This is a genomic window from Dactylosporangium sp. NPDC050588 (assembly GCF_040654975.1).
GTDB lineage: Bacteria > Actinomycetota > Actinomycetes > Mycobacteriales > Micromonosporaceae > Dactylosporangium > Dactylosporangium maewongense.
The window spans coordinates 12,655-34,382 of the sequence record NZ_JBFAJA010000050.1; the positions used below are offsets into that span (position 1 = coordinate 12,655).

A 21,728-nucleotide genomic window follows, 5' to 3' on the forward strand; every position below is an offset into this window, starting at 1 on the left:
GATCTCAAGCAGCAGCGGACCACCCGGCCGGGACGGGAGCCCCGGGGCACGCCCGGAGTGGGTCTCAGGCATCATCATCGGGCCGCCCCGACCGACGGGAACCAGTGCAGCTCGGGCACGGGCTGCGTGGTGTCGGGCAGCTCCAGATAGGCCAGGTGGCGCAGGAAGCTGCTGAACACGGTCGCCGCGGGGGACGGCTCGTGGTGCGCGCGCAACGCGCCGGCGAGGCTCGCGCCCGGCTCGGCGTCGATGCGCAGATAGCGGGCGACCCGGTCGGCGCCATACTGCAGCACCGCCTCGTCGAGCAGCGCCTGCAGGTGCTTGCACGGATAGGACCCGCGCAGCCCGCCGCAGGGGCGGTTGTTGTTGGTGCTGCAGCTCAGGCCGTGGCTGCCGGCCCCGATCGAGGAGACATAGACCCGCTCCACGTCGGAGCCGCTCGACACGACCCCCTGCAACCGCCCGTCGGCCAGCTCGACGAACGGCACCTTGGCCAGCTTGCGCGGCTTCACCGGCGGGATGATGGGCGCTACCGAGCGCCGCTCAACGTCCACAGCCATCGACCTCCAGCGTCGGACGATCCTTGACGCCGGTAGTTCTACAGCATCGGTACGACAAAATTTCCGACGGCGGCCTTCAAGCAGCTCGGGACGTCCTCGGCATGGTAAGGCCATTCATCTGGCTCGATGTTAGCGAGGAAGTTGGCGTAGACGGCGGCGCCGAGCAGCGGGGCCACAGGGCGCAGCAGCGTCACCGCCCGTGACGGGTCGCAGCCGGGCACGGCGGCGCGCCACAACGAGGACCACCGCGCCAGCAGCGCCTCGGACGACTCGAGACCGCCGCACAGCCGGAGGATGTCGAACCCGGGATGCCCGAGGTAGGCGTCGCCCCAGTCCAGCACCGCCGGCGGTACATGAGCCGCAGAACGAACGTTGCCGGGGTGGAAGTCACCGTGGACGAGCGTCTCCGGCACCCCGCACGCGGCAACGGCCGACAGCCGCGTGGGCAGCGCGTCGAGGACCGCCTCGAGCCCGTCGATCCGGCCGAGCCAGGGGGTGGCGGCCGCGGTGATCTGCTCCAGGAGGAGGCCGCCGCGGCGGTCGAGGATGCCGGGCAGCACCGGCTGGTCCCGCAGGAACCGCAGCTGGAGGTCGTGCAGCAGGTCGACCATCGGCAGCCGGTCGGCCTCGGGCGCGCCGAAGCGGTCCTCGCCGTCCAGGTGCGACAGGAGCTGGCGGCCCTCGCCGTCGGCGGCGAGCAGGGTCGGCGCGGCGCCGGGCGCCACCGCGTTGAGCCAGCTCAGCACGGCGGTCTCGGCACGCAGGAAGGCGGGCAGCTCCTTGAGCCACACCGTGCCGCCGCCGGTCTCCAGCCGCCACAGCGACGACAGGTTCCAGGTCTTCACCTGTACCATGTCCGAAATTTCGGAAATATGTGACGAAGCCCATTCGAGTGACCGTGTGGGCCCGCCCACCGCCGCGTAAGCAGCACGCAACGGATGCGACGACAACATGCCGGAGAACGGCAGCACGCCCGCGGGCGCGGAAGGCGCGGAAGCGAGATACGTGACCGACCCGCCCGGCTGCTCCGGCAGCGACGTGGACAGCAGCCGCAGCACGGTGACCGTCACCCCGAACCGCGCACGGGCGGCGGAGACCACCGACGCGATCTCCGACCACCACGGTATCTCGACCTCGAACGGCGGCAACGCGCCGAGCACGTCGCCGCCGGACGAGACGAGCACAAGGGAGACGGTCCTCATGTCACAGCATGCTGGCGTGCGCGGCGACCAGCCGCCATCCGGTTTCCTCGGCGAAGGCCCAGGTCCGCGTGTACCGCATCCGCGCCGCGAACGAGGTGCCCTTGAACGTGCCGGCGAGCTGACCCAGGAAGCAGGTCACCCCGGTCCGGTCGTGGACGAGGACGATCAGGTCCTCCTCCTCGACCTTCGTGACCTTCTGCTCGCCGGAGCGGTGCAGGTGGAGGTCGTCGCCCTTGCCGTACAGCAGCCCGTCGGGGCCGGTGAAGACCAGGCGCTCGTCGAGCACCTCGTCCAGCACCGCCACGTCGCCGACCAGCTGCGCGGCCTGCAGGCGGCGCTCGGCGGCCCGCAGGCCGTCCTCCGACGGGGCCGTCACAGCGAACGCGCCAGGCGGTCCGCGACCAGGCGGGTGAAGCGCGCGGGATCCGCGAGCTCCCCGCCCTCGGCGAGCAGTGCCACCCCGTGCAGCAGCTCCGCGGTCTCCACGAGCCCCTCGTCGTCAGGCGCGGCCGAGAACGCCGAGCGCAGCCCCGTGACCAGCGGATGCGTCGGGTTCAGCTCCAGGATCCGCTTGGTGCGCGGCAGCTCCTGCCCCATCGCGCGGTACATCTTCTCCAGCGTCGGCGTGATGTCGTGCTCGTCGCCGACGATGCAGGCCGCCGACGTGGTGAGCCGCGAGGACAGCCGCACGTCCTTCACGTCGTCCTGGAGCTTCTCGCCGAGCCACTTGAGCAGCGGCGCGAACTCCTCCTGCTGCTCGGCCGGCGTCTCCGTGGCGCCGAGGTCGACCTGGCCCTTGGCGATCGACTGCAGCTGCTTGCCGTCGAACTCGGTGATCCGCTCGACCCACACCTCGTCGACGGGGTCGGTGAGGATCAGCACCTCGTAGCCCTTGGCGAGGAACGCCTCCATGTGCGGCGAGTGCTCGACCATGGCCCGCGACTCGCCGGTCATGTAGTAGATGTCCTTCTGGTCCTCCTTCATCCGCGACACGTAGTCGCGCAGCGAGGTCAGCTCGCCGGACGCGGTCGACGGCAGGAGGAGCAGGTCGAGCAGGGCGTCGCGGTTGTCGGCGTCGTCGATCAGGCCTTCCTTGAGCGCCCGGCCGAACTCGCCCCAGAACCCGAGGTACTTCTCCTTGGACTCGCGCATCTCGGTCAGCGTCGAGAGCACCTTCTTCACCAGGCGCCGCCGCACGACCTGGATCTGCCGGTCCTGCTGCAGGATCTCGCGCGAGATGTTGAGCGACAGGTCGTGCGCGTCGACGACGCCCTTCACGAAGCGCAGGTACTGCGGGGTCAGCGCCTCGCAGTCGTCCATGATGAAGACGCGCTTCACGTAGAGCTGCACGCCGCGCTTGCCCTCGCGCATGAACAGGTCGAACGGCGCCCGCGACGGGATGAAGAGCAGGGCCTCGTATTCGAACGTGCCCTCCGCCTTCATGTGGATCGTCTCGAGCGGATCGGTCCAGTCGTGCGAGACGTGCTTGTAGAACTCGTGGTACTCCTCGTCGCTGACCTCGCTGCGCGGCCGCGCCCAGAGGGCCTTCATCGAGTTCAGCGGCGTGTCGGAGTCGCCGAGGCGGATCGGCCAGGCGATGAAGTCCGAGTAGCGCTTGACGATCTCGCGGATCTTCCGGTCCGCGGCGTAGTCGTGCAGCTGGTCGTCGGTGTCCTCGGGCTTGAGGTGCAGCGTCACCGAGGTGCCCTGCGGCGCGTCGTCGACGGGCTCGATCTCGTACGTGCCCTCGCCGGCGGACTCCCAGCGGGTGCCGCCCTTCTCGCCGGCCCGCCGGGTCACCAGCGTGACCTTGTCGGCGACCATGAACGTCGAGTAGAACCCGACCCCGAACTGCCCGATCAGCTCCTGCTTCGCGGCGGCGTCCTTCGACTCGCGCATCTTGCGCAGCATCTCGGCCGTGCCCGACTTCGCGATCGTGCCGATCAGCTGGACGACGTCGTCGCGGGACATCCCGATCCCGTTGTCCCGGACCGTCAGCGTCCGGTCCTCGGCCGAGACCTCGAGGGCGATGTGCAGGTCGGAGGTGTCGGCCTCCAGATCCTTGTCGATCAGCGACTCGAGGCGCAGCTTGTCCAGGGCATCGGACGCATTGGAGATCAGTTCCCGCAGGAAGATGTCCTTGTTCGAGTAGATCGAGTGGACCATCAATTGCAGGAGCTGCCGCGTCTCGGCCTGAAACTCCAGCGTTTCGCTGCTCACCTGAAATCCCCTTCCGTGAAGATGCCGCAGAAAAGAATACGTGGACGCTGGGGTAGAAAGGTGACCATGCGGCAGTACCTGCTCAGCGTGATCGAGCCCAGCGAGGGCGAGCCCCCGTCGCCGGCGGAGATGGCGGCGATCGACGCGGACGTGACCGCGTTCGACCGGGAGGTGCGCGAGGCCGGCGTGTGGGTGTTCTCCGGTGGCCTCCTGCCGCCGTCGACGGCGACCGTGCTGCGGCCGGGCTTCGTCAGCGACGGCCCGTTCGCCGAGGGCAAGGAGCATCTCGGCGGGTTCTGCGTCATCGCCGTCGAGGACCGCGCGGCGGCGCTTGCGTGGGCGGACAGGTTGATGCGCGCCTCGCGGCTGCCGATCGAGGTCCGGCCCTTCCGTTGACCTCGGTGGAGCGGGTCTTCCGGGAGCAGTACGGGCGCGCCGTCTCCGTCCTGGTCGGGCTGCTCGGCGACATCGACCTCGCCGAGGAGGCGGTGCAGGAGGCGTTCGCCGCGGCCGTCGCCCACTGGGCCGCGGAAGGCCCGCCGCCGAGCCCCACCGGCTGGATCATCACCACCGCCCGCAACCGGGCGATCGACCGGCTGCGCCGGGAGGCCAAGCGCTCCGGGAAGCACCAGGAGGCGGCGCGGCTGCACGGCCCTCCCGAGGAGGGTCCCGACCTGCTCCGGCTGATCTTCACCTGCTGCCATCCGGCGCTGTCGATGGGCGCGCAGGTGCCACTGGCGCTCCGGCTGCTCGGCGGGTTGTCCACCGCGGAGATCGCGCAGGCGCTGCTCGTGCCCGAGACGACCGTCGCACAACGCGTCGTGCGGGCGAAACAGAAGATCCGCGACGCCCGCATCCCCTACCGGGTGCCGTCGGACGAGGAGCTCCCCGCGCGGCTGCCGCCCGTCCTCGCCGTCATCTATCTGATCTTCAACGAGGGGTACACCGCCGGCTCCGGCGAACGGCTCGTCCGCGACGACCTGTGCGCGGAGGCGATCCGGCTCGGCCGCCTGCTGCACCGGCTGCTGCCGGACGAGCCCGAGGTCACCGGGCTGCTCGCGTTGATGCTGCTCATCGAGGCGCGGCGACCCGCGCGCACCGGGCCGGACGGGGCGCTCGTCCTGCTGCGCGACCAGGACCGCGGCCAGTGGGACGCCGGCCTCATCGCGGAGGGCCACGGACTCGTCAGACAATGCCTGGAGCTCGACCGCCCCGGCGTCTACCAGCTGCAGGCCGCGATCAACGCCGTCCACACCGACGGGCCGAGCACCGACTGGCCGCAGGTGTTGCGCCTGTACGACCAGCTGCTGCACCTGTCACCCACACCGGTCGTGGCGCTCAACCGTGCGGTCGCCGTCGCCGAGGTGACCGGACCGGAGGCGGCGCTGGCCCTGGTCGAGGCCCTCGATCTGCCCGACTACCACGTGTTTCACGCCGTGCGGGGTGATCTGCTCAACCGGCTCGGCCGCGTCGCCGAGGCGCGGGAGGCGTTCGGCCGGGCCGCCGCATTGGCCGGCAACGATGTGCAGCGGGCGTACCTTATGACGCGTCGCACTTGAAGAACCGTGACAACCGGTGGCACGCTCGAATGGTGAACCACGCAGCCTTGGCCGAGATCCTCGCGATCACCTTCATGGTCGCCGTCCTCGCCCTTGCGATCGTCGCGGTCCCGGCACCGAAGCGTCGCGACGGCGGCGACGCGCGCGGGATGAGCGCCGACCCGCGCGCGTGGCGCGGCGTCTTCTACGTCAACCCGGACGACCCCGCGCTGTTCGTGCCGAAGCGGCAGGGCGTCGGGTGGACACTCAACTTCGGCCACAAGTGGACGTGGCGGCTGGTCTGGTTGATGATCGGCTCGCTGGTGGCGTCCGTGGTGCTCAGCACGGCCCTGTCCCGGGACTGACGCTCACCCTTCGGCCGCCTCAGCCACGGGGCGCCCGGCGCTCTCGCCGAGGCGGGCGGCCAGCGCGCGCACCTCGTCGCGCAGCGCCTCCGGGCGCCTGATCGTGAAGTCCCAGCCGAGGCCGGCAAGCATCCGCGCCATGCCGTCGAGGCGCTCGGCGCGGCAGGTCAGCAGCACGCCGTCCGGGTGCACGGCGAGCGTCCCGACCGCCGGCGGGATCCGGCTCGCGGCGTCGGCGAGCTCCGCGCGCAACACCACCTCCACCTCGTGCCGGAACGGCACCGCCGCCAGCTTCCGCAGCACGTGCGCCACGGCGTCGAAGTCGGCCGGCGGCTCGAAGTACACCTGCAGGCTCGTGATCGACCGGATCCGGTCCAGCCGGAACGTGCGGATCTCGCCGCTGCGGTGGTCGTGCCCGGCGGTGTACCACCGTCCGTTGTGGACGACGACGCCATACGGGTCGAAGTCGCGCTCGGTGTCCTCGTCGCGCCACGACCGGTATGCCAGCCGGACCCGCCGGTGCGCGCGGGTCGCCTCGCCGAGCGCGAGCAGCTGCTCGACCGGAGCCTTCTTCTCAGCGTGTACGGCGGTGAACCCCAGCGTCTCGCGGACCGCCTGGACCCGCTCGCGCAGCCTGGCCGGCAGGACCCGCTCGACCTTCGCCAGCGCCGCCGGCGCCCCCACCCCCTGCCGTTCCGCGGCCAGCAGGCCGAACACCACCGACACCGCCTCGTCGTCGGTCAGCATCAGCGGCGGCAGCTTGTACCCGGGCAGCAGCCGGTAGCCGCCGTACCGCCCGCGCTCCGCCTGCACCGGGACGCCCAGGTCGGCGAGGGTGGTGGCGTACCGGCGGACCGTGCGGCCGTCGACCTCCAGGCGGCGCGCCAGCTCGGGCCCGGTCAGGCCGGGCTGCGCCTGGAGCAGCTCCAGCATCGCGAGCACCTTGCCGGTCGACATGTTCTTCTTCCTATCAGGACTCTTTATCAGGGCGGGATCCGCCCGGATATCGTCCTACGGTCGGGGCATGACGCACTTCATCCTTGTTCCCGGTATGTGGCTCGGCGGTTGGGCCTGGGACGCGGTCGCCGCGCCGCTGCGCTCCGCCGGCCACGACGTGACCGCGCTGAGCCTCGACCTGCGCGCGGGCGCCACCCTCGACGACCACATCTCGCAGGTCACCGCCGCCGTCGCGGATGCCGCGGAGGTGGTACTGGTGGGCCACAGCTACGGCGGCCTGCCGGTCCGCGGCGCGGCGGACCTTGTGAAGGTTTCACGAGTGATCTATGTGGACAGCGGCCCTGTGCCGGACGGCGTCTCGCAGGCCGACGTGTCCCCGCCGGCCTCCCCCGACGGCGTGTTCATCCCGCCGCCGTCATTCGATCCCGCCGACGACCCGGTGCAGTTCGCGGGCCTGCACCCCGCGCAGTTCACCCGCGCCGTCCCGCACCCGCTGGCCAGCGCGTTGTCGCCGCTGCGGCTCGCGTCCCCGGCGCAGCCGCCGACCGACCTGATCTGCTCGACGTTCGACGCCGCCACCGTGCACCAGATGATCGACGGCGACCACCCCTTCTTCGCCGGCCTGGACCGCGGCGACTACCGCGTCCACGAACTGCCGACCGGCCACTGGCCGATGCTCAGCCGCCCGGCGGACCTGGCCGCTGTGATTTTGTTTTGCGCAGGTCGGCACGGGGATTGACGGTGTGTGCGGCGATTTTTTGTCGGGGGGTAGGTGCAGACTGCTGGCATGGGTCCGGGGAGTCGTGGTCGTAGCCACAAGCGCAGGCACCGTCAGCAGTCTGTCCACCGCCGCACGCCGCACCGGCGCGCTCCTTCGACCGCGGCCGGTCCGCCGGGTCTCTTCGCCGCGGTCGTGGGCGACGTCGACCCCCTCCTGCGGCGCATCCTCGGCGGGCCCGCCGCCCTGGTCCCCGACGACGACCCGACCGACGCCGAGTTCGCGGGCGCCGCGTTCGTGTCGATGGCCGCCCTCACCATCGGCGACCCGATGGCCCACGTCACGGCCGGCAGCACCCTCGAGGCCGTCCTGCTCTCCGACGTGATCCCCAGCTTCGAGCGCGCCACCACCCCCATGGCCCCAGCCGTCGTCCTCGGCCTCGGCAGCGTCGCCGGCGGCCGGGTCGCCGCCGCGTCCGCGGCCGCGGTCGAGCGCATGGTCGCCGCCGGCGCCCGGCGCCCCGTCTGGTCCCCGGAGCTCGCCGGCCCCCAGCGCGCGGGCGGCTGCCACCGCCTCGTCGCCGCCGACGGCACCGTCGCCGGCCTCGGGTTCTCGGTCGCCCGCGCGGGCTGGACCCGCTCCGTCGAGTGCTATCTCGACCGCGAGGACGGCCGCCTCACCCGCACCTACCTCACCTTCCTCGTCGGCGTCGGCTCCCCCGCCCACGAGCAGCAGCTCGGCGTCCGCCGCCACCTCCACGAGGCCATCCGTGCCGTCCGCGAAGACGTCCCGGCCGCCGCCTTCCGCACCTTGGTGGAGGACGCCCTGCAGCGCAGCGACCTCCACGACAGGCACCGCCCCACCCCGCTGATCGACCCCTTCATCTTCGCCGCCGACACCCTCACCTCCCCGATCGACGACGCCCCCGCCAGCCCGCTGGTCCGCACCGTCGCTCCGCTGCTGCGCGCCTGGATGCGCGGCCTTCCTCGCGAGATCCGCCGCCTCCAGTGACCCACTTTCCCCGACCTCTCACCCACCACGCGCCCACACCCGGCCGCAGACAGGAGGCCCTCACCAGACCGCAGACCCATGACCTGAGCCAACACCGCACCGCGCCCCGCACCGCACCGCGCCCCGCACCGCGCCCCGCACCGCGCCCCGCACCGCGCCCCGCACCGCACCGCCTCGCGCCGTGCCTCGCACCGCCTCGCACCGCGCCTCGCACCGGGGCCCCGCCCCGCGCCCCACACCGCGACTCGCACCGCGCCGCCTCGGCTCGGCTCAGCTCAGCTCAGCTCAGCTCAGCTCGGGGAGTCTGTCCCGCCCCGGGTGTCGGAAGCCCGCGCCAAGGGTGGATGGCGGTGTCGGCGGCTGCAGGCAGGACGGACAGCGGCGCCCAGCCGGGATGCCTCCGTGGTTGCTGAGCCGGCACCCGCGGCCGCCGCCGGAGTGGGTGGCGGTCACCGGACCGTGCGCTTCCCAGGTGTGGGCCGGCACCCGCATCCAGTCGCGGGGCAAGGCGTTCGCTGCCTGCCGTGCGTCCGCAGGTTCGAGCCGGTGCCTTCGTGGCGGCGCGGGAAGAAGGCGGCCGCGGACTCCCACACGTCCGCAGGCGTTGAACTGGCACTCGTGGCAAGGCGTTCGCTGCCTGCCGTGCGTCCGCAGGTTCGAGCCGGTGCCTTCGCGGCGGCGCGGGAAGAAGGCGGCCGCGGACTCCCACACGTCCGCAGGCGTTGAACTGGCACTCGTGGTCCACGTATCGGGATGCACAATCACGGTCCCCCGCGGGCGCCAGGCATCGGGCCAGCGCACACGCCCAGCCGCCCGGGCACGCCGAACGCAGGGGGCCGCACGTCCGCAGATCTGAGCCGGCATCCGCACCCGGCCGGCGGGAAGAGGCGATCGCGGCACAGCCGCTGAGCCGGCAGTCGCAGGTCAGCCACCGGGACGGAGCGATCGCCGCGTCCATGTGCCCGCAAGATGTTGCCCCGGATTCCATGCTCAGCCGATCACGGCCGGCACCGCGTCCGGTCGCAGATTGGCGGACAGGTCCGGCTGCCACGGTCCGAGCGTTCTTAATCGAAGGATGGATCCGGTCGTCGGGGTGACCAGAACCGTCCTTCGATCAAGAAACGCGGGCTCGCGGGGACCGGCGGGTTGCGGGGGCGCGCGACACTGGCAGGGCGCGGGGGTGGGCGGGCGCGACGTGAGGGATCGGCGGCAGTGGACGAGTTGCTCGAGGACGCGGCGAAGGTCGGCACCATGGGGCAGCTTGCTCGGGTGCTGCGGGAGCTACGGGTGCGGGAGTCGGGGCAGGCGGGGCAGCCACGGTTGACGTACCGGCGGATCGCGGCGCTGACGGGGTGGTCGCACGGGATCGTCGGGGAGTATCTGGCCGGGCGGGTGCTGCCGCCGACGGATCGGTTCGACGAGCTGGTCAGGCTGCTCGGGGCCACGCCGGACGAGCAGCGGGCGCTGGCGTCGGCGCGGGACAGGGTGGAGGAGCTGCGGGCGGCCGGGGTGCCCAAGGGGGAGGAGGCGCCGCGGCAGTTGCCGGCGGATCTGGTGATGTTCGCCGGGAGGACGGGGCAGCTCGCGCACCTCGACGGGCTGCTCGACCGGCGGCGGCGGGCGATCGTGGTGTCGGGGACGGCGGGGGTCGGGAAGACGGCGCTGGCCGTACATTGGGCGCATCGGATGACGAGCACGTTTCCGGACGGTCAGCTGTTTCTGGACCTGCGTGGGTTCGGGCCGAGCAGCCGCGACCCGGTCAGCCCGTTCGACGCGCTCGGTGTCGCGTTGGGGTTACTGGGGGTGCCGCCGGCGCAGGTGCCCGCGGACGCCGGGGCGCGGGCTCGGCGGTACCGGCAACTCCTGCGCGACAAGCGGATGTTGATCGTGCTGGACAACGCGTCGACGGCTGAGCAGGTGCGGCCGTTGCTGCCGGGCACGGGGGCGGCGCTCGCGCTGGTCACGAGCAGGTCGGACCTGACGGAGCTGGTGGTGGCCGACGGCGCGTATCCGGTGACGCTCGACCTGCTCGACGTCGGCGAGGCCAGGGCGCTGCTCGCGGGGCGGATCGGCGCGGCGCGGGCGGAGCGGGAGCCGGCGGCGGTCGACGCGATCGTCGCGGCGTGTGCGCGGCTGCCGCTGGCGCTGTCGGTCGTGGCGGCGCGGGCGGCGTTGCATCCGGACTTCAGTCTCGCCGCGATCGCCGCGGATCTGACGGGGGCGCGCAGCCGGCTGGACGCGCTGCGGTCCGACGACCCGAAGGCCGACGTCGAGACGGTGTTCTCGTGGTCGTACCAGCGACTCAGCCCCGACGCGCAGCGGCTCTTCCGGCTCGGCGGCCTGCACCCAGGCCCGCAGCTCGGGATCGCGGCCGCCGCGGCGATCGCCGGGCTGCCGCGCGAGACGGTCCTGCCGCTGCTGGCGGAGCTTGTACGGGCGCAGCTGGTGATCGAGGGGCTTCCGGGGCGGTTCGGCATGCATGACCTGCTGTGTGCGTACGCCGCCGATCTCACCCGCGTCGCCGACCCCGCCTCGGAGCGCGCCGCCGCGCGGAAGCGGCTGATCTCGCACTACGTCGAGGCGGCCACGGCCGCGGCGATGGCGCTCAATCCTTCGCGGGACCCGGCGGGGCTGCCCGCACCCGCCGCGCGGAAGGTCCCGGACGGGGAGGCGGCGGCGTGGTTCGAGGAGGAGCGGACGGCGCTCATCGGCACCGTGCAGCTGGCGGTGGCATGCGGGGCGGACCGGGAGGCGTGGCGCCTGGCCTGGGCGATGGCCGACCACCTCGACAGGAGCGGGCGCTGGGGCGACTGGATCGCCACGCAGCGGGCCGCGGTCGGCGCCGCCGAGCGGCTCGGTGACCGGGCGGCGCTCGCGCTGGCGCACCGCAGCCTGTCCGGCGGGTTGATCCGCAGCGGGCGGCACGAGGAGGCGCGGCGGCACCTGCGGGTGGCGTTCGACCTGTTCGTCGAGCTGGCCGACCACGCGGGGGCGGCCCGGTGCCAGCACGCGCTGGCCTGGCTGCTGGAGACGCAGGACCGGTTCGCGGAGGCGGTCGCGCACGACGAGCGGGCGCTGAAGCTGTTCGGGCTCGCGGACGACCCGGTCGGGCAGGCCCGGGCCTTGAACTCGGTGGGCTGGCACCGCGCCCGGCTCGGGCACCACGACGTGGCCCTCGAGTGCTGCGAGGAGGCGTTGGAGCTGCAACGGGCGCTCGGCGACGCGGCCGGTGTCGCGGCGACGCTGGACAGCCTCGGGTACATCCACCACCGCCTCGGCGACCATGACCGGGCGATCGAGCGCTATCAGGACGCGTTGCTGCGCTACGCGGAGCAGGGCGACCGGTTCAACGAGGCCGACACGTCGATCCGGCTCGGTGACACCTGGGCCGCGGCGGGCCGGTGGGATCAGGCGCGGGCGGCGTGGACCCGGTCGCTGAGCACCCTGGACGTGCTCGCCCACCCGAAGGCCGGTGAGGTGCGCAGCCGGCTGCAACACCGCGGAGCGGGCCCGACGACGCTGTCGGGCCCGCTCCTCCCCATACCCGCGAACTAAGTCGAAACCGTCACGCCCACAGCGCCGGTACGTTCGGTGGCTCCCAGCCGACCTGCGAGGTGTGGCCCTGCAGGCAGCGGTAGGACCGGCCGCCGTAGGTGACGGTCGCGCCGGTCGCGTACACGGTGTTCGGCGCCCACGTCCCGCCCTGCGGCGGGCTCGTCGTCGTGGCCGTCGCGGTCGGACCCGGGCCGCCACCCGAGGTCACAAGGGTCAGCCCGTACGCCTGAAGGATCTCGTTGACGGGCTGGTAGTACATGGTGCCGCCGGAGGTGCAGTTGCCCGAGCCGCCGGAGGTCACGCCCTGCGCCTGGGTGCCCGACAGCCACGAGCCGCCGGAGTCGCCCGGCTCGGCGCAGGCGTTCGTGCGCACGAGCCCGGTCACGGTGCCTTGTGAGTACGTGACGGACGCGTTCTTCTGCTGGATCGTGCCGCAGTGCCAGCCGGTGGTGGAGCCGGAGCGGCAGACGGAGGCGCCGACGGCCGCCTCGGTCGACCCGGCGACGGCGACGGTGCCGCCGCTGTAGTTGTTCACCAGGCCACGCGGGGTGTTTCCGGCGTCGACCTGGACCCACGAGTAGTCGTTGCCGGGGAAGCTCGACCCGCGGAACGTGCCGCTCGGCTGGGTGGTGCGGGCGCCGGTGGTGCCGCAGTGGCCGGCGGAGACGAAGCCGCCGTTCACGGAGAAGCCGATCGAGCACCTGGTGCCGCTGCCGATGTAGTACGCGTTGCCGCCCACCACGTCGATGTACGGCCTCGGATCCTCGTTGGTCGCCTCGACGCGGACCGCGGCCTGGTCGACGCCGGCCGCCGCCAGGAAGCCCTGCGCGCCGGATCCGAGGACGACGACGGAGTTGGTGGGCAGGTCCGCGTACCAGCCCTTGACGGTGCGCGGCGCGGCGGACGAGTGCCGGTCGAGCTTGGCGACGATCGCGTCGAGCTGCGCCTCGCTGCGGCTGACCAGGGTCGGGGTCGCGCCGAGGTTGCGGACGCTCTGCTGCTGGCCGGCATCGGTGATGCCGACGGTGACGGTCCTGCCGTCGGCGGCGACCCAGGTGCCGCCGTAGCGGGCGCCGAGGGTCGTGCGGAGGACCTGCTGGGTGGTCGCGGCGCGGCCGTCGAGGGTGAGACGGTCGCGGGCCTGCGCCGGGGTGAGGTGCAGGTCGCGTTGCATCGCGCTGAAGACGGCGGGTGCGACCCCGGCCGGTGGCGCCGCCGCGGTGTCGGCGACGCCGGTGCCGGCCAGGGCGTTGTGGGTGAGTACGCCGGTCGTGACCAGGGCGGCGGTCACGGTGACGGACAGCACCAGGGCAGTTCTGCGCATCGCAGTTCCTTCCCGGAAGTGCAGCGTTGGGGGTGCTGGCGGTGGTGTCCGGCATCGGGACGGGGGAGGCACCCGGCATCCCGACGCCGGAGATCGTGGGAGGTGCGCAACTGGCTTGTTAACTCCAGTTACCGTCGTTGTTGCGTGAACGCTAGGACGCGCACAGGCGGCTGTCAATACACAGGTGATGTGGGAAGGTGACGCGGTGACGGAGGACGAGTCGCTCGGCGCGCGGATCAGGCGGTTGCGCCTCGACCGCGGGCTGACCCAGCGGGAGGTGGCGGAGCCGCGGTACACCCGCGCGTTCCTGGCCGCGATCGAGGGCGGCGTGCGCGTGCCGAATGCCGAGACGCTCGCCCACATCGCGGGCGCGCTCGGGGTCGACGCCGACGACCTGCGCCACGGCCGCCCGGCGAACCTGGCCGGCACCCTCTCCGGCGAGCTCGCCGAGGCTCGCCGGGAGCTGTCCCGCGGCCGCACGGCCGAGGCGGCGGCGAAGGCCGACGAGGTCGCCGAGCTGGCGCGCCGGTATGCGCTGCCGGAGCTCCAGTGCCGCGCGGTCCACCTCGCCGGCGACGTCGCGCTGCACCGTGGCGACGTGGGTGCGGCGATCCAGCGGTACGCCGGCGCGAAGACCCTGCTGGAGCGGCAGGACGTCACGCTGCGCGCCGCGGTGGTCGCGCGGGAGGCCTACTGCCTGCAGATCACCGGCGCCACCGGCGAGGCGATCACGCTGCTCGAGGCCGAGCTGCGCGCCGTCCGCGCCGCGGCCGACCCCGATCCCGACGCGCAGGTCCGGTTGACGAGCGCGCTGGTGTACACGTTCCTGGAGCTGGACTGGCGGGAGCGGGCCCGCCGGCTGGAGCGGGAGGCGCTGCCGCTGCTGCCGCGGGTGCGCAACCGCGAGTGGCTCGCGCAGTTCAGCGTCACCGTCGCCCAGCTGCGGCGCGACCACGACCTCGCCGACACCGAGCGGCTGCTCGGCGAGGCGCTCGCGATCTACACCTCGCTCGGGCTCACCCGGGAGATCGGCATCTGCCAATGGGCGCACGGGTACGTGCTGCGCCGCGTCGGGCAGGTCCGCGAGGCCGCGGACCGCTTCGAGCAGGCCAGGGCGATCCTGCGCGAGGTCGGCGCCGTGCAGGACCTGGCCGGCGCGACCCTCGAGCTCGCGGAGGCGCGCCGGCTCGACGGCGACCTGGACGAGGCCGAGCGGCTCGCGGCCGAGGCAGCCGACATCTGCCGCCGCACCCTTCACCAGGAGTGCATGGCCGAGGCCGACCGCATCCTCGGCCGGATCGCGGGCGCGCGCTCCCCCGGGTCTCCCTTCGCGGACGAGCTGCTCAGCGCCGCCGCGGATCGTTACGAAGAGTCAGGGCTCGTTGCCGAACTCGTGACGACGAGCAGGTTGTTGGGCGAGCAGCGGCGGGCCGGGGGTAACGTCGAGGGTGCGGCGGAGAGCTTCCGGCGGGGGCTGCTCGCCGCGGCCCGGCTGCCTGAGGGCGGATCGCTGTGATGCGGCGTCGTGTTCGAGGGTGGGGCGCTGTGAGCGGCGTCGTGTTCGAGGGTGGGGCGCTGTGAGCGGCGTCGTGTTCGAGGATGGGGCGCTGTGAGCGGCGTCGGTGAGCGGATTCAGGCGCTGCGCACCGGCAAGGGGTTGACGCAGCGCGACCTCGCCGAGCCCAACTACACCGCCGCCTATGTCTCGTCCGTCGAAAACGGTCACCGCGTCCCGTCCAGCGACGCGCTCGCACACTTCGCGGCCCGCCTCCACGTCGACGTCACGCAGCTCACCACCGGCCGCCACCCCGGCGACGCGCTGTCCATCGAGATCGATCTGCTTGAGGAGGTGCAGCCCCAGCTCTGGTACGAGCAGCTCGCCACCGACCCGACCGCGCTCGACACCCGCCGGGCGGCGGCGGAAGTCGTGCTCGGCCGGCGTCGCCTGGCGGCCGGCGCGCCCGACGACGCCGTCGGGCACTTCGAGCGGGCCCGGCGGCTGGTCCCGCCGACGCTGGCCCATCTGCGGACTCCCGCGGTGGCCGGGCTCGCGCTGTGCGCGCGGCTGCAGGGTGATCCGGGCTATGCCGCGTACCTGCTGACGGGTTTCCGCGACGAGCTGCACCGTGCCGGGCTGCCGGATCCGGCGTCGGTGCTGGCGGTGCACGCGCTGCTCGCGCTGTGCCAGCACGACCTGGGCGAGGACGCGGCACCGGCGGCGTCGACCGCGCTCGCGCTGGCCGGGCCCGGTGCTGCGGCGGTGTCCGCGTTCGTGGCGACGGCCCGGACCCTGGCGGCGTCCAGCCATCTGCCGGAGGCGCGGGCGGCGCTGGCCGCGGCCGGGGCGGCGGTGCTGGAGTCGTGGCTGGCGGACGAGATCGCGGGCGCGTTCCGCATCCGCGCGCGGGCGCGGCTGGCGGCGGGCGATCTGGCGGGCGCGCTGGCCGATCTGACGGCGGCGCGGCAGCGGTCGACGGGGCCGGCGGCGCTGGACGCGCTGGTGGATCTGGCGGAGGTGCACCGGGCGCTGGGCGATCCGACGACGGCACGCGCCCTGCTGTCGGCAGCGGATCCTGCGATCGCGCCAGACGCGGATGCTCTGATCACCCCCGGCACCGGCGCTCACGGCGGCACCGCTGGGGGCGACGGCGATGCCGATTCGGACCTCGAAGGCAACCGTCGCGACCGTACCGGTGGCGGCGGGTCGACGGCCGAGGTGCGCCGGGCTCGTGCGCACCGGGTCCATGCCCTGCTCAGCCAGGACGCCGGCGATCTCGAGGCGGCCGAGCGGCACCTCCGCGCCGCGATCGCCATCCATCACGGGACCGGGCCGCGGCGGGAGCTCGCCCAGCTCTCCCTCGATCTCGCCGACCTGCTGACCGCGATGCGCCGCCCCGACGATGCCCTGGCCGTGCTCGCCGACGGACTCACCGCCGTCGACACCCACGCCGGATAGCCGGGCAGGCCGCGGCCAGTCAGGCCGGCGCGGGCCAGTCAGGCCGGCGCGGGTCAGTCAGGCCGGCGCGGGTCAGGCGGGCCGCGGCGGGTCAGGCAGGCCGCGGCGGGTCAGGCCAGCCGCGCGGGGAACCCACCCGTCGCGATCGGCCCCCACGACTCGATCGTGATGCGCAGCAGCGACTTGCCCTGCTGGCGCATCGCTTCCCGGTACTCGTCCCAGTCGGGATGCTCGCCGGAGATGCACCGGAAGTACTCGACCAGCGGCTCCAACGCCTCCGGCAGGTCCAGCACCTCGGCGACCCCGTCGACCTGGACCCAAGGGCCGTTCCACTCGTCGGACAGCACGACGACCGAGACACGCTCGTCACGGCGGGCGTTGCGGACCTTGGCGCGCTCCGGATACGTCGAGATGACGATCCGCCCCTCCGCGTCGACGCCGCTGGTGACCGGCGAGGCCTGCGGTCGCCCGCCCGCGCGAGTGGTGATGATCAATGCCCGGTGCCGGGTGCGGAGGAACTCGATCAGTCCGGAGCGGTCCACGTCGGTGTTCGTCGCGATGGTACGAGCCATGCCTCAACCCTAGTCGCACCAAGGGTTGAAGGATTTCCGAACTGTGGTTAGGTCGGCTGGTGACCTCCGACGCACCTGGCTGGGACGCCATCGACGCCGCGCTCGACCGCCTCTACCCCGGCATCGAGCCCAAGCACTACGCCACGCTGCTGAAATGGTCGCTCGGCGGCCCGGATCCGCTGGACGGAATCAGCTTCTACGCCCGCGACACACCGGTCCCGCACTGGCACATCGTCAGCTACGGCATGAGCGAGCTGTATTCGGCGCCGAATCCAGACGCGGAATGGTCCGGCTGGGGCTATGAGTTCACATTCCGGGTGCGTCGCGCGCCGGGCGAGACCGAGCCGCCCGTCTGGGCCGCCAACTTCCTGCAGAACCTCGCCCGGTACAACTTCAGCAGCGGCAACGGTTTCGCGCCCAATCATCAGATGGACCTCAACGGTCCGATCGCGCTGGAGTACCAGACCCGGATCCGGGCGATTTCCTTCGTCGAGGATCCGGAGCTCGGCGTCATCGACACCCCGTTCGGCAGAGTGCGATTCCTGCAGGTGTTCGGGCTGACCCTGGGCGAATACGCGGCGACCCAGACCTGGAGCACCGAGGCCGTGCTCAAGCTCGCCGCCGGATACGCGCCGCTGTTCATCACCGATCTGGGCCGCACCTCGTTCACCGACATTCCCGCGTTCGCCGAGAAGGTCGCCGCCGGCCGGCGCCGCGACGGCTCCTCCACGAGCAGCCTGGCCGTCGCCGAGTTCGCCTGGCTGCCCGACGGCGACGGGTACCGCCTCATCGTCGGCGCCCACGCGGTCGAACGCATCGCCGCCATCCTCCGCGGCCGGCTGCGATTCGGCCGGACCCTGGTCGTCGACGGCCCCGACAGCAGCGTCGAGTTCTCCTCCGGCAGTTTCGGCCTCGGCACCAACAGCGACGGCACCCTCTTGAGGATCGTCCTGACGGAGGAAGCCCTCGACAACCTGACCGGCGTCCTCGTCCCCTTGGCCGGCGCGTCCCCCGTCCCCGAGGCCCCCGGCCTCATCGTCGACGTCCGCCCCACCCTCATCCGCGACAGCGACGGCAACGTCGTGGAGCGCATCGGCTGAGCCCTTCGCCGGTCCCACGGAAAGTGTCGGTCGGTTTCTTAGAATGGAGGCATGCTCGACCATCTTGGGATCCAGGTCGCCGACTTCGCTGCCAGCAAGGCGTTCTACGACGCTGTGCTGGCTCCGCTCGGCGCGAAACGCATGATGGAGTTCCCCGGCGTCGCCGGCTACGGAGTCACCAAGCCCGACTTCTGGCTCGGCCCGGTCACCGTCGACGTCGTCCAGCGCGAGGTCCACGTCGCGTTCTGCGCCGCTGACCGCGACACGGTCATCGCTTTCCACGAGGCGGGCGTCGCCTTAGGCGCCGAGGTCCTCCACGCCCCGCGCCTGTTCCCCGAATACCACCCCAACTATTTCGGTGCCTTCCTCCGCGACCCCGACGGCAACAACATCGAGGCCGTCTGCCACCTCCCCACCCCCTGACCAACAACGCCGCGGCATCGGTGAGCGGGGCGTCCGCCCCGCACCACAGCCTCGCCTGCCCACAACCCACAACACCGCCCACGCGCGACCTCAACGCCCGTCGTCACAACAGCCTCGCCTGCCCACAGCACCGCACCACGCCCGGCGACCCCGAACCTCAACGCGCGCGGGATCATCACGGCGGAAGCACCCAGCTGCGCCTTAACCACGCCGCCTACGCTCCACCAGACCCAGCCTCGGCACGGGTCATCACGGCGGAACGGCGCAACCCCTGACCCACGACGCCGCCCTGCAACCCACAACGCCGCGGCGCGCCCTCCCGCCTCCGAACCTCGACGCGAGCGGGAGGATCACGGCGGTATCACCCAGCCGCGCCACCCACGCGCAGCCACGCCCGACCCCAACGCGCGTCGTCACCACGGGGCCGCCCACCCTGACCAAGCCACCCACAGACCGCCACGCCCAACCTCAACGCTCATCATCGCGGCAGCACGGCAGACCGGCCCAACCCCCGACCGACAACGCCACGCCACGCCCAACCACACCGCTCGCGCGCAGCCACGCCCGACCCCAACGCGCGTCGTCACCACGGGGCCGCCCACCCTGACCAAGCCACCCACAGACCGCCACGCCCAACCTCAACGCTCATCAGCGCGGCAGCACGGCCCAACCCCCGACCGACAACGCCGCGCCACGCCCAACCACACCCCCACCACACCGCTCGCGCGCAGCCGCGTCCCAGCCCCAACGCATGTCGGCACCGGCGGGATCGGCCAGCCCTGGCCCGCGACGTGGCACAGGCGCCGCCGCGTCCAACCGTGACACGCGTCGGCGTGGCGGGACGGCCAGCCGCTGGCCCGCAACACCAGCCAGCGAGTCAGGCGGGTGAGTGGGGGGTGTCTGACATCGCGGCGGCTACCTGGCGTTCGGGGGTCGTGCCGGTGGCGAGGGAGGCGCGGACGCCGGCGATGTCGGCGGGGGAGCGGTTCTGGCTGAGCTTCCACTTGGCTTCGATGCGGGTGATGGCGATCTCGACGCCGACGATGGCGCGGAGTTGGCCTTCGATGAAGGGGCGGGGGGCGTCGTCGACCGACCAGGGGGACGGGCGGGCGGACTCGTGGAGGGTGGTGAGGCGGCGCACCAGGGTCTCGGTCCAGGCGGGGTCGTCGTGGGCGATGAGCGTGCCGTAGACGTGGGCGGTGATGTAGTTCCAGGTCGGCACGACGCGGCCGTGTTCGTGCTTCGTCGCGTAGGCGGAGGGGGTGACGTACGCGTCCGGGCCGCGGACGATGACCAGCGCCTCGGTGGCCGTGTGCTGCCACTGGGTGTTGTTGCGGGCCACGTGTCCGAGCAGGGCGCCGGCGTCGGGGTCGAAGAGCAGCGGCAGTGTGGTCGCCACCATCTGCCGGCCGTCCCACGTGACCAGGTCGCTCGCGGCCGGGCGGGACAGCAGCTCGTGGACGGCTGCCTCGGACGGGGCGGCGAAGTGCGCAGGCACATACATGAGCTCAAGCCTAGAGACCCTCAACAGCCCTGCCAGAGCACCGGCGCGGGGAGGCCCGACGCGGTGGCGCTCCAGCCGGCCACCGTGTGGCCGTCGCCGACGATGGTCGCGGCGGCGCCGCGGGTGCCGCCGGTGAGCATCGGCAGCGGGACGACGGTGCCGTCCCGCCAGATGCCGGGCTCGTCCCTGCCGACGCGGCCGGCCAGGGCGCCGGCGGCGGACACCGAGGTGGGCACGATGCGCATGCCGTGGTCGAGGGCGCCGGTGCGCAGGTTCCAGCGCACGACGACGGACTCGGCGGTGAGCTCGTCCTTGCCGTCCTCGCCGCCGCGGCTGGTGGAGGCGGAGCCGACCGCCCAGTCGCCGGTGACCGCCTGGCCCTCGCCGCCGCGGTAGCCGGACGGTAGCGGGAGGGCGGTGCCGGCGCCGGCCGCGGTCCAGCGGTACGGGTGCTCGCGGGTGCCGATGGTGCCGACGACCGTGCCGTCGTCAGCGACACCGGCGGCGAAGGTGTCCTTGCCGCCCGACTGCAGCAGCTTGGGGATGCCCTGGCCGGGGGGCCAGACGACGGCGCGGGCGGAGAAGTCCGGGGTGCCCGGGAGGTACGCGGTGCCGGCGATCTCGCCACGGGCGTTGACGGCGACGGCCTCGGACATGATCGCGCCGGTGGGGGCGGGCAGGTCCGCCACGGCGCCGTCGCGGAAGACGGCGGCACGGCGGGCCTCCAGCCGGCCGCTGATGCCGGCGACGAGGCCGGAGGCGTTCACGGCGGTCCCGGCGAACCCGGTCGGCAGCAGCCGGGGGGTGCCGTCGGTCCACAGGATCGTCACGGCGGGGGCCATGTCGTCGTTCGGGAAGGGGACGCCGAGGACGTACCGGCCGGTCGGGTCCGCGGCGATGACGGAGCCGCCGGTGATGCCGGCGGGCAGGGGCAGGGACCGCACCGAGCAGCCGTCCGGCGCGGCACCCGTGATCGCGGGCACGGGCGGCCGGGCCCCGGACGGCCGCAGGGCCACGGCGACGACAGCGACCAGTACAAGAGCGGAAAACGCCGACAGAGCGACCTGCCGGCGCCGGTGGGAGCGGCGGGCACGGACCAGGACGTCCTCGGCGCGCAGGCGCGAGGCGCTGGAGGTACGCCGGGCGTAGTCACGAAGTTGCTCGTCGATCATGACGCACCCCGGACGGCAGAAAGCGACAAAACGAAGATCATGGCGCGCTCCAGGTGGTCGAGGGGATCGCGCGGCGCAGGGCGGCCAGCGCATAGGCGGTGCGGCTCTTGACCGTGCCTTCGGAGCGGCCGATCAGCTGGGCGACCTCGGCGACCGGCAGGTCGCACAGGAAGCGCAGGACGACGACGACCCGCTGGCGCTCCGGGAGCCGGTCGAGGGCCTGCCGGATCAGCAGCCGCTCGTCGACCCGCCCCTCGCCGCCGGCCACCGGGCCGTCCGGGGCGGCGTCCCGCAGCAGGACCCGTGACCAGGGCCGCCGCCGGTCGGCGAGGCACACCCGGACGACCATGGTGTGCACGTACGCGTCGAGGTTCGACACGTCCGCGATGCGGTGCCAGCGGCGGTACAGCACGGTGAGCGCGTTCTGCACGGCGTCGTCTGCCCGGTCGCCGTCACCGAGGATCAGGTAGGCGACGTGGTGCAGCCGCGGGATCCGCGCCCGGACGTACTCGACGTACTCGTGCTCCTGTTCGGCGCGCAAGGGTGACCTC

The 21,728-nt window shown here is 72.9% G+C and carries 20 protein-coding genes; 10 read left to right on the forward strand and 10 right to left on the reverse strand.

The features are described 5' to 3' along the window. Positions 1–74: 74 nt before the first annotated feature. Genes AB0I21_RS31340 through htpG form a run of 4 tightly spaced genes read right to left on the reverse strand, consistent with a single transcriptional unit; the run spans position 75 to position 3,982 of the window. On the reverse strand, positions 75–560 hold the full coding sequence (locus tag AB0I21_RS31340; RefSeq protein WP_344501261.1) for a hypothetical protein: 486 nt from the start codon (positions 558–560) through the stop codon (positions 75–77). 38 nt (positions 561–598) lie between these two features. Continuing rightward, a complete protein-coding gene (locus tag AB0I21_RS31345) occupies positions 599–1,762 on the reverse strand; it encodes an aminoglycoside phosphotransferase family protein (RefSeq protein WP_360566544.1) in 1,164 nt (387 codons plus the stop codon). Between the two features lies 1 nt (position 1,763). Next, positions 1,764–2,138, reverse strand: a complete 375-nt coding sequence (locus tag AB0I21_RS31350) for a nuclear transport factor 2 family protein (protein ID WP_360566546.1) — start codon at positions 2,136–2,138, stop codon at positions 1,764–1,766. Next, positions 2,135–3,982 (reverse strand): molecular chaperone HtpG, encoded by a 1,848-nt coding sequence (htpG, locus tag AB0I21_RS31355; RefSeq protein WP_360566548.1) that lies wholly within the window; start codon positions 3,980–3,982, stop codon positions 2,135–2,137. The genes AB0I21_RS31350 and htpG overlap by 4 nt, the downstream gene beginning before the upstream one ends. Positions 3,983–4,048: 66 nt before the next feature. Here htpG and AB0I21_RS31360 point away from each other — a divergent pair, with 66 nt between their 5' ends. From AB0I21_RS31360 to AB0I21_RS31370, 3 genes are read left to right on the forward strand one after another with little or no spacing between them, the layout of a single operon-like run. Next, positions 4,049–4,378 (forward strand): YciI family protein, encoded by a 330-nt coding sequence (locus tag AB0I21_RS31360; RefSeq protein ID WP_360566659.1) that lies wholly within the window; start codon positions 4,049–4,051, stop codon positions 4,376–4,378. Continuing rightward, a complete protein-coding gene (locus AB0I21_RS31365) occupies positions 4,375–5,541 on the forward strand; it encodes an RNA polymerase sigma factor (protein WP_360566550.1) in 1,167 nt (388 codons plus the stop codon). The genes AB0I21_RS31360 and AB0I21_RS31365 overlap by 4 nt, the downstream gene beginning before the upstream one ends. A 32-nt stretch (positions 5,542–5,573) precedes the next feature. Next, a complete protein-coding gene (locus AB0I21_RS31370) occupies positions 5,574–5,885 on the forward strand; it encodes a DUF5808 domain-containing protein (RefSeq protein WP_344501255.1) in 312 nt (103 codons plus the stop codon). Positions 5,886–5,888: 3 nt separating this feature from the next. Here AB0I21_RS31370 and AB0I21_RS31375 read toward each other — a convergent pair whose 3' ends face one another. Further along, positions 5,889–6,842: a YafY family protein gene (locus tag AB0I21_RS31375; RefSeq protein ID WP_360566551.1), complete on the reverse strand. Its 954-nt coding sequence runs from the start codon at positions 6,840–6,842 to the stop codon at positions 5,889–5,891. A gap of 67 nt (positions 6,843–6,909) precedes the next feature. Here AB0I21_RS31375 and AB0I21_RS31380 point away from each other — a divergent pair, with 67 nt between their 5' ends. The 3 genes from AB0I21_RS31380 (at position 6,910) to AB0I21_RS31390 (ending at position 12,126) form a co-directional block, all read left to right on the forward strand. Continuing rightward, a complete protein-coding gene (locus AB0I21_RS31380; protein WP_360566553.1) occupies positions 6,910–7,581 on the forward strand; it encodes an alpha/beta hydrolase in 672 nt (223 codons plus the stop codon). Between the two features lie 174 nt (positions 7,582–7,755). Beyond that, positions 7,756–8,571: a hypothetical protein gene (locus AB0I21_RS31385; RefSeq protein ID WP_360566554.1), complete on the forward strand. Its 816-nt coding sequence runs from the start codon at positions 7,756–7,758 to the stop codon at positions 8,569–8,571. A gap of 1,212 nt (positions 8,572–9,783) precedes the next feature. Further along, entirely contained in the window at positions 9,784–12,126 is a 2,343-nt protein-coding gene (locus tag AB0I21_RS31390; protein ID WP_360566556.1) for a tetratricopeptide repeat protein, read from the forward strand. Between the two features lie 10 nt (positions 12,127–12,136). Here AB0I21_RS31390 and AB0I21_RS31395 read toward each other — a convergent pair whose 3' ends face one another. After that, positions 12,137–13,450: a carbohydrate-binding protein gene (locus AB0I21_RS31395; protein ID WP_360566558.1), complete on the reverse strand. Its 1,314-nt coding sequence runs from the start codon at positions 13,448–13,450 to the stop codon at positions 12,137–12,139. Positions 13,451–13,655: 205 nt separating this feature from the next. On the opposite strand from AB0I21_RS31395, the gene AB0I21_RS31400 reads away from it, so the two are divergent. After that, positions 13,656–14,966, forward strand: coding sequence for a helix-turn-helix domain-containing protein (locus AB0I21_RS31400; protein ID WP_360566560.1), 1,311 nt, complete (start codon positions 13,656–13,658; stop codon positions 14,964–14,966). 93 nt (positions 14,967–15,059) lie between these two features. Further along, the gene (locus AB0I21_RS31405) at positions 15,060–16,406 is read left to right on the forward strand and encodes a helix-turn-helix transcriptional regulator (RefSeq protein WP_360566562.1); all 1,347 of its coding nucleotides are present in this window, start codon (positions 15,060–15,062) and stop codon (positions 16,404–16,406) included. A 110-nt stretch (positions 16,407–16,516) separates the two neighbouring features. On the opposite strand, the gene AB0I21_RS31410 is transcribed toward AB0I21_RS31405, so the two are convergent. Continuing rightward, positions 16,517–16,978 (reverse strand): PPOX class F420-dependent oxidoreductase, encoded by a 462-nt coding sequence (locus tag AB0I21_RS31410; RefSeq protein WP_360566563.1) that lies wholly within the window; start codon positions 16,976–16,978, stop codon positions 16,517–16,519. Between the two features lie 59 nt (positions 16,979–17,037). Between AB0I21_RS31410 and AB0I21_RS31415 the strand changes: the two genes are divergently transcribed. Both AB0I21_RS31415 and AB0I21_RS31420 read left to right on the forward strand, forming a co-directional pair. Continuing rightward, positions 17,038–18,078, forward strand: a complete 1,041-nt coding sequence (locus AB0I21_RS31415; RefSeq protein WP_360566565.1) for a suppressor of fused domain protein — start codon at positions 17,038–17,040, stop codon at positions 18,076–18,078. 51 nt (positions 18,079–18,129) lie between these two features. After that, complete coding sequence (locus AB0I21_RS31420) at positions 18,130–18,501, forward strand: VOC family protein (protein WP_360566566.1); 372 nt, start codon at positions 18,130–18,132, stop codon at positions 18,499–18,501. An 877-nt stretch (positions 18,502–19,378) separates the two neighbouring features. Here the strand turns inward: AB0I21_RS31420 and AB0I21_RS31425 are convergent. The 3 genes from AB0I21_RS31425 to AB0I21_RS31435 are packed head-to-tail and all read right to left on the reverse strand — an operon-like array spanning position 19,379 to position 21,718. Next, positions 19,379–20,005 carry an FMN-binding negative transcriptional regulator gene (locus tag AB0I21_RS31425; protein ID WP_360566568.1) on the reverse strand — a complete coding sequence of 209 codons (627 nt, stop codon included), beginning with the start codon at positions 20,003–20,005 and terminating at the stop codon, positions 19,379–19,381. Between the two features lie 20 nt (positions 20,006–20,025). Next, positions 20,026–21,177, reverse strand: coding sequence for a hypothetical protein (locus tag AB0I21_RS31430; RefSeq protein ID WP_360566570.1), 1,152 nt, complete (start codon positions 21,175–21,177; stop codon positions 20,026–20,028). A 37-nt stretch (positions 21,178–21,214) separates the two neighbouring features. Continuing rightward, a complete protein-coding gene (locus AB0I21_RS31435) occupies positions 21,215–21,718 on the reverse strand; it encodes a SigE family RNA polymerase sigma factor (protein WP_360566572.1) in 504 nt (167 codons plus the stop codon). Between the last annotated feature and the right edge of the window lie 10 nt (positions 21,719–21,728).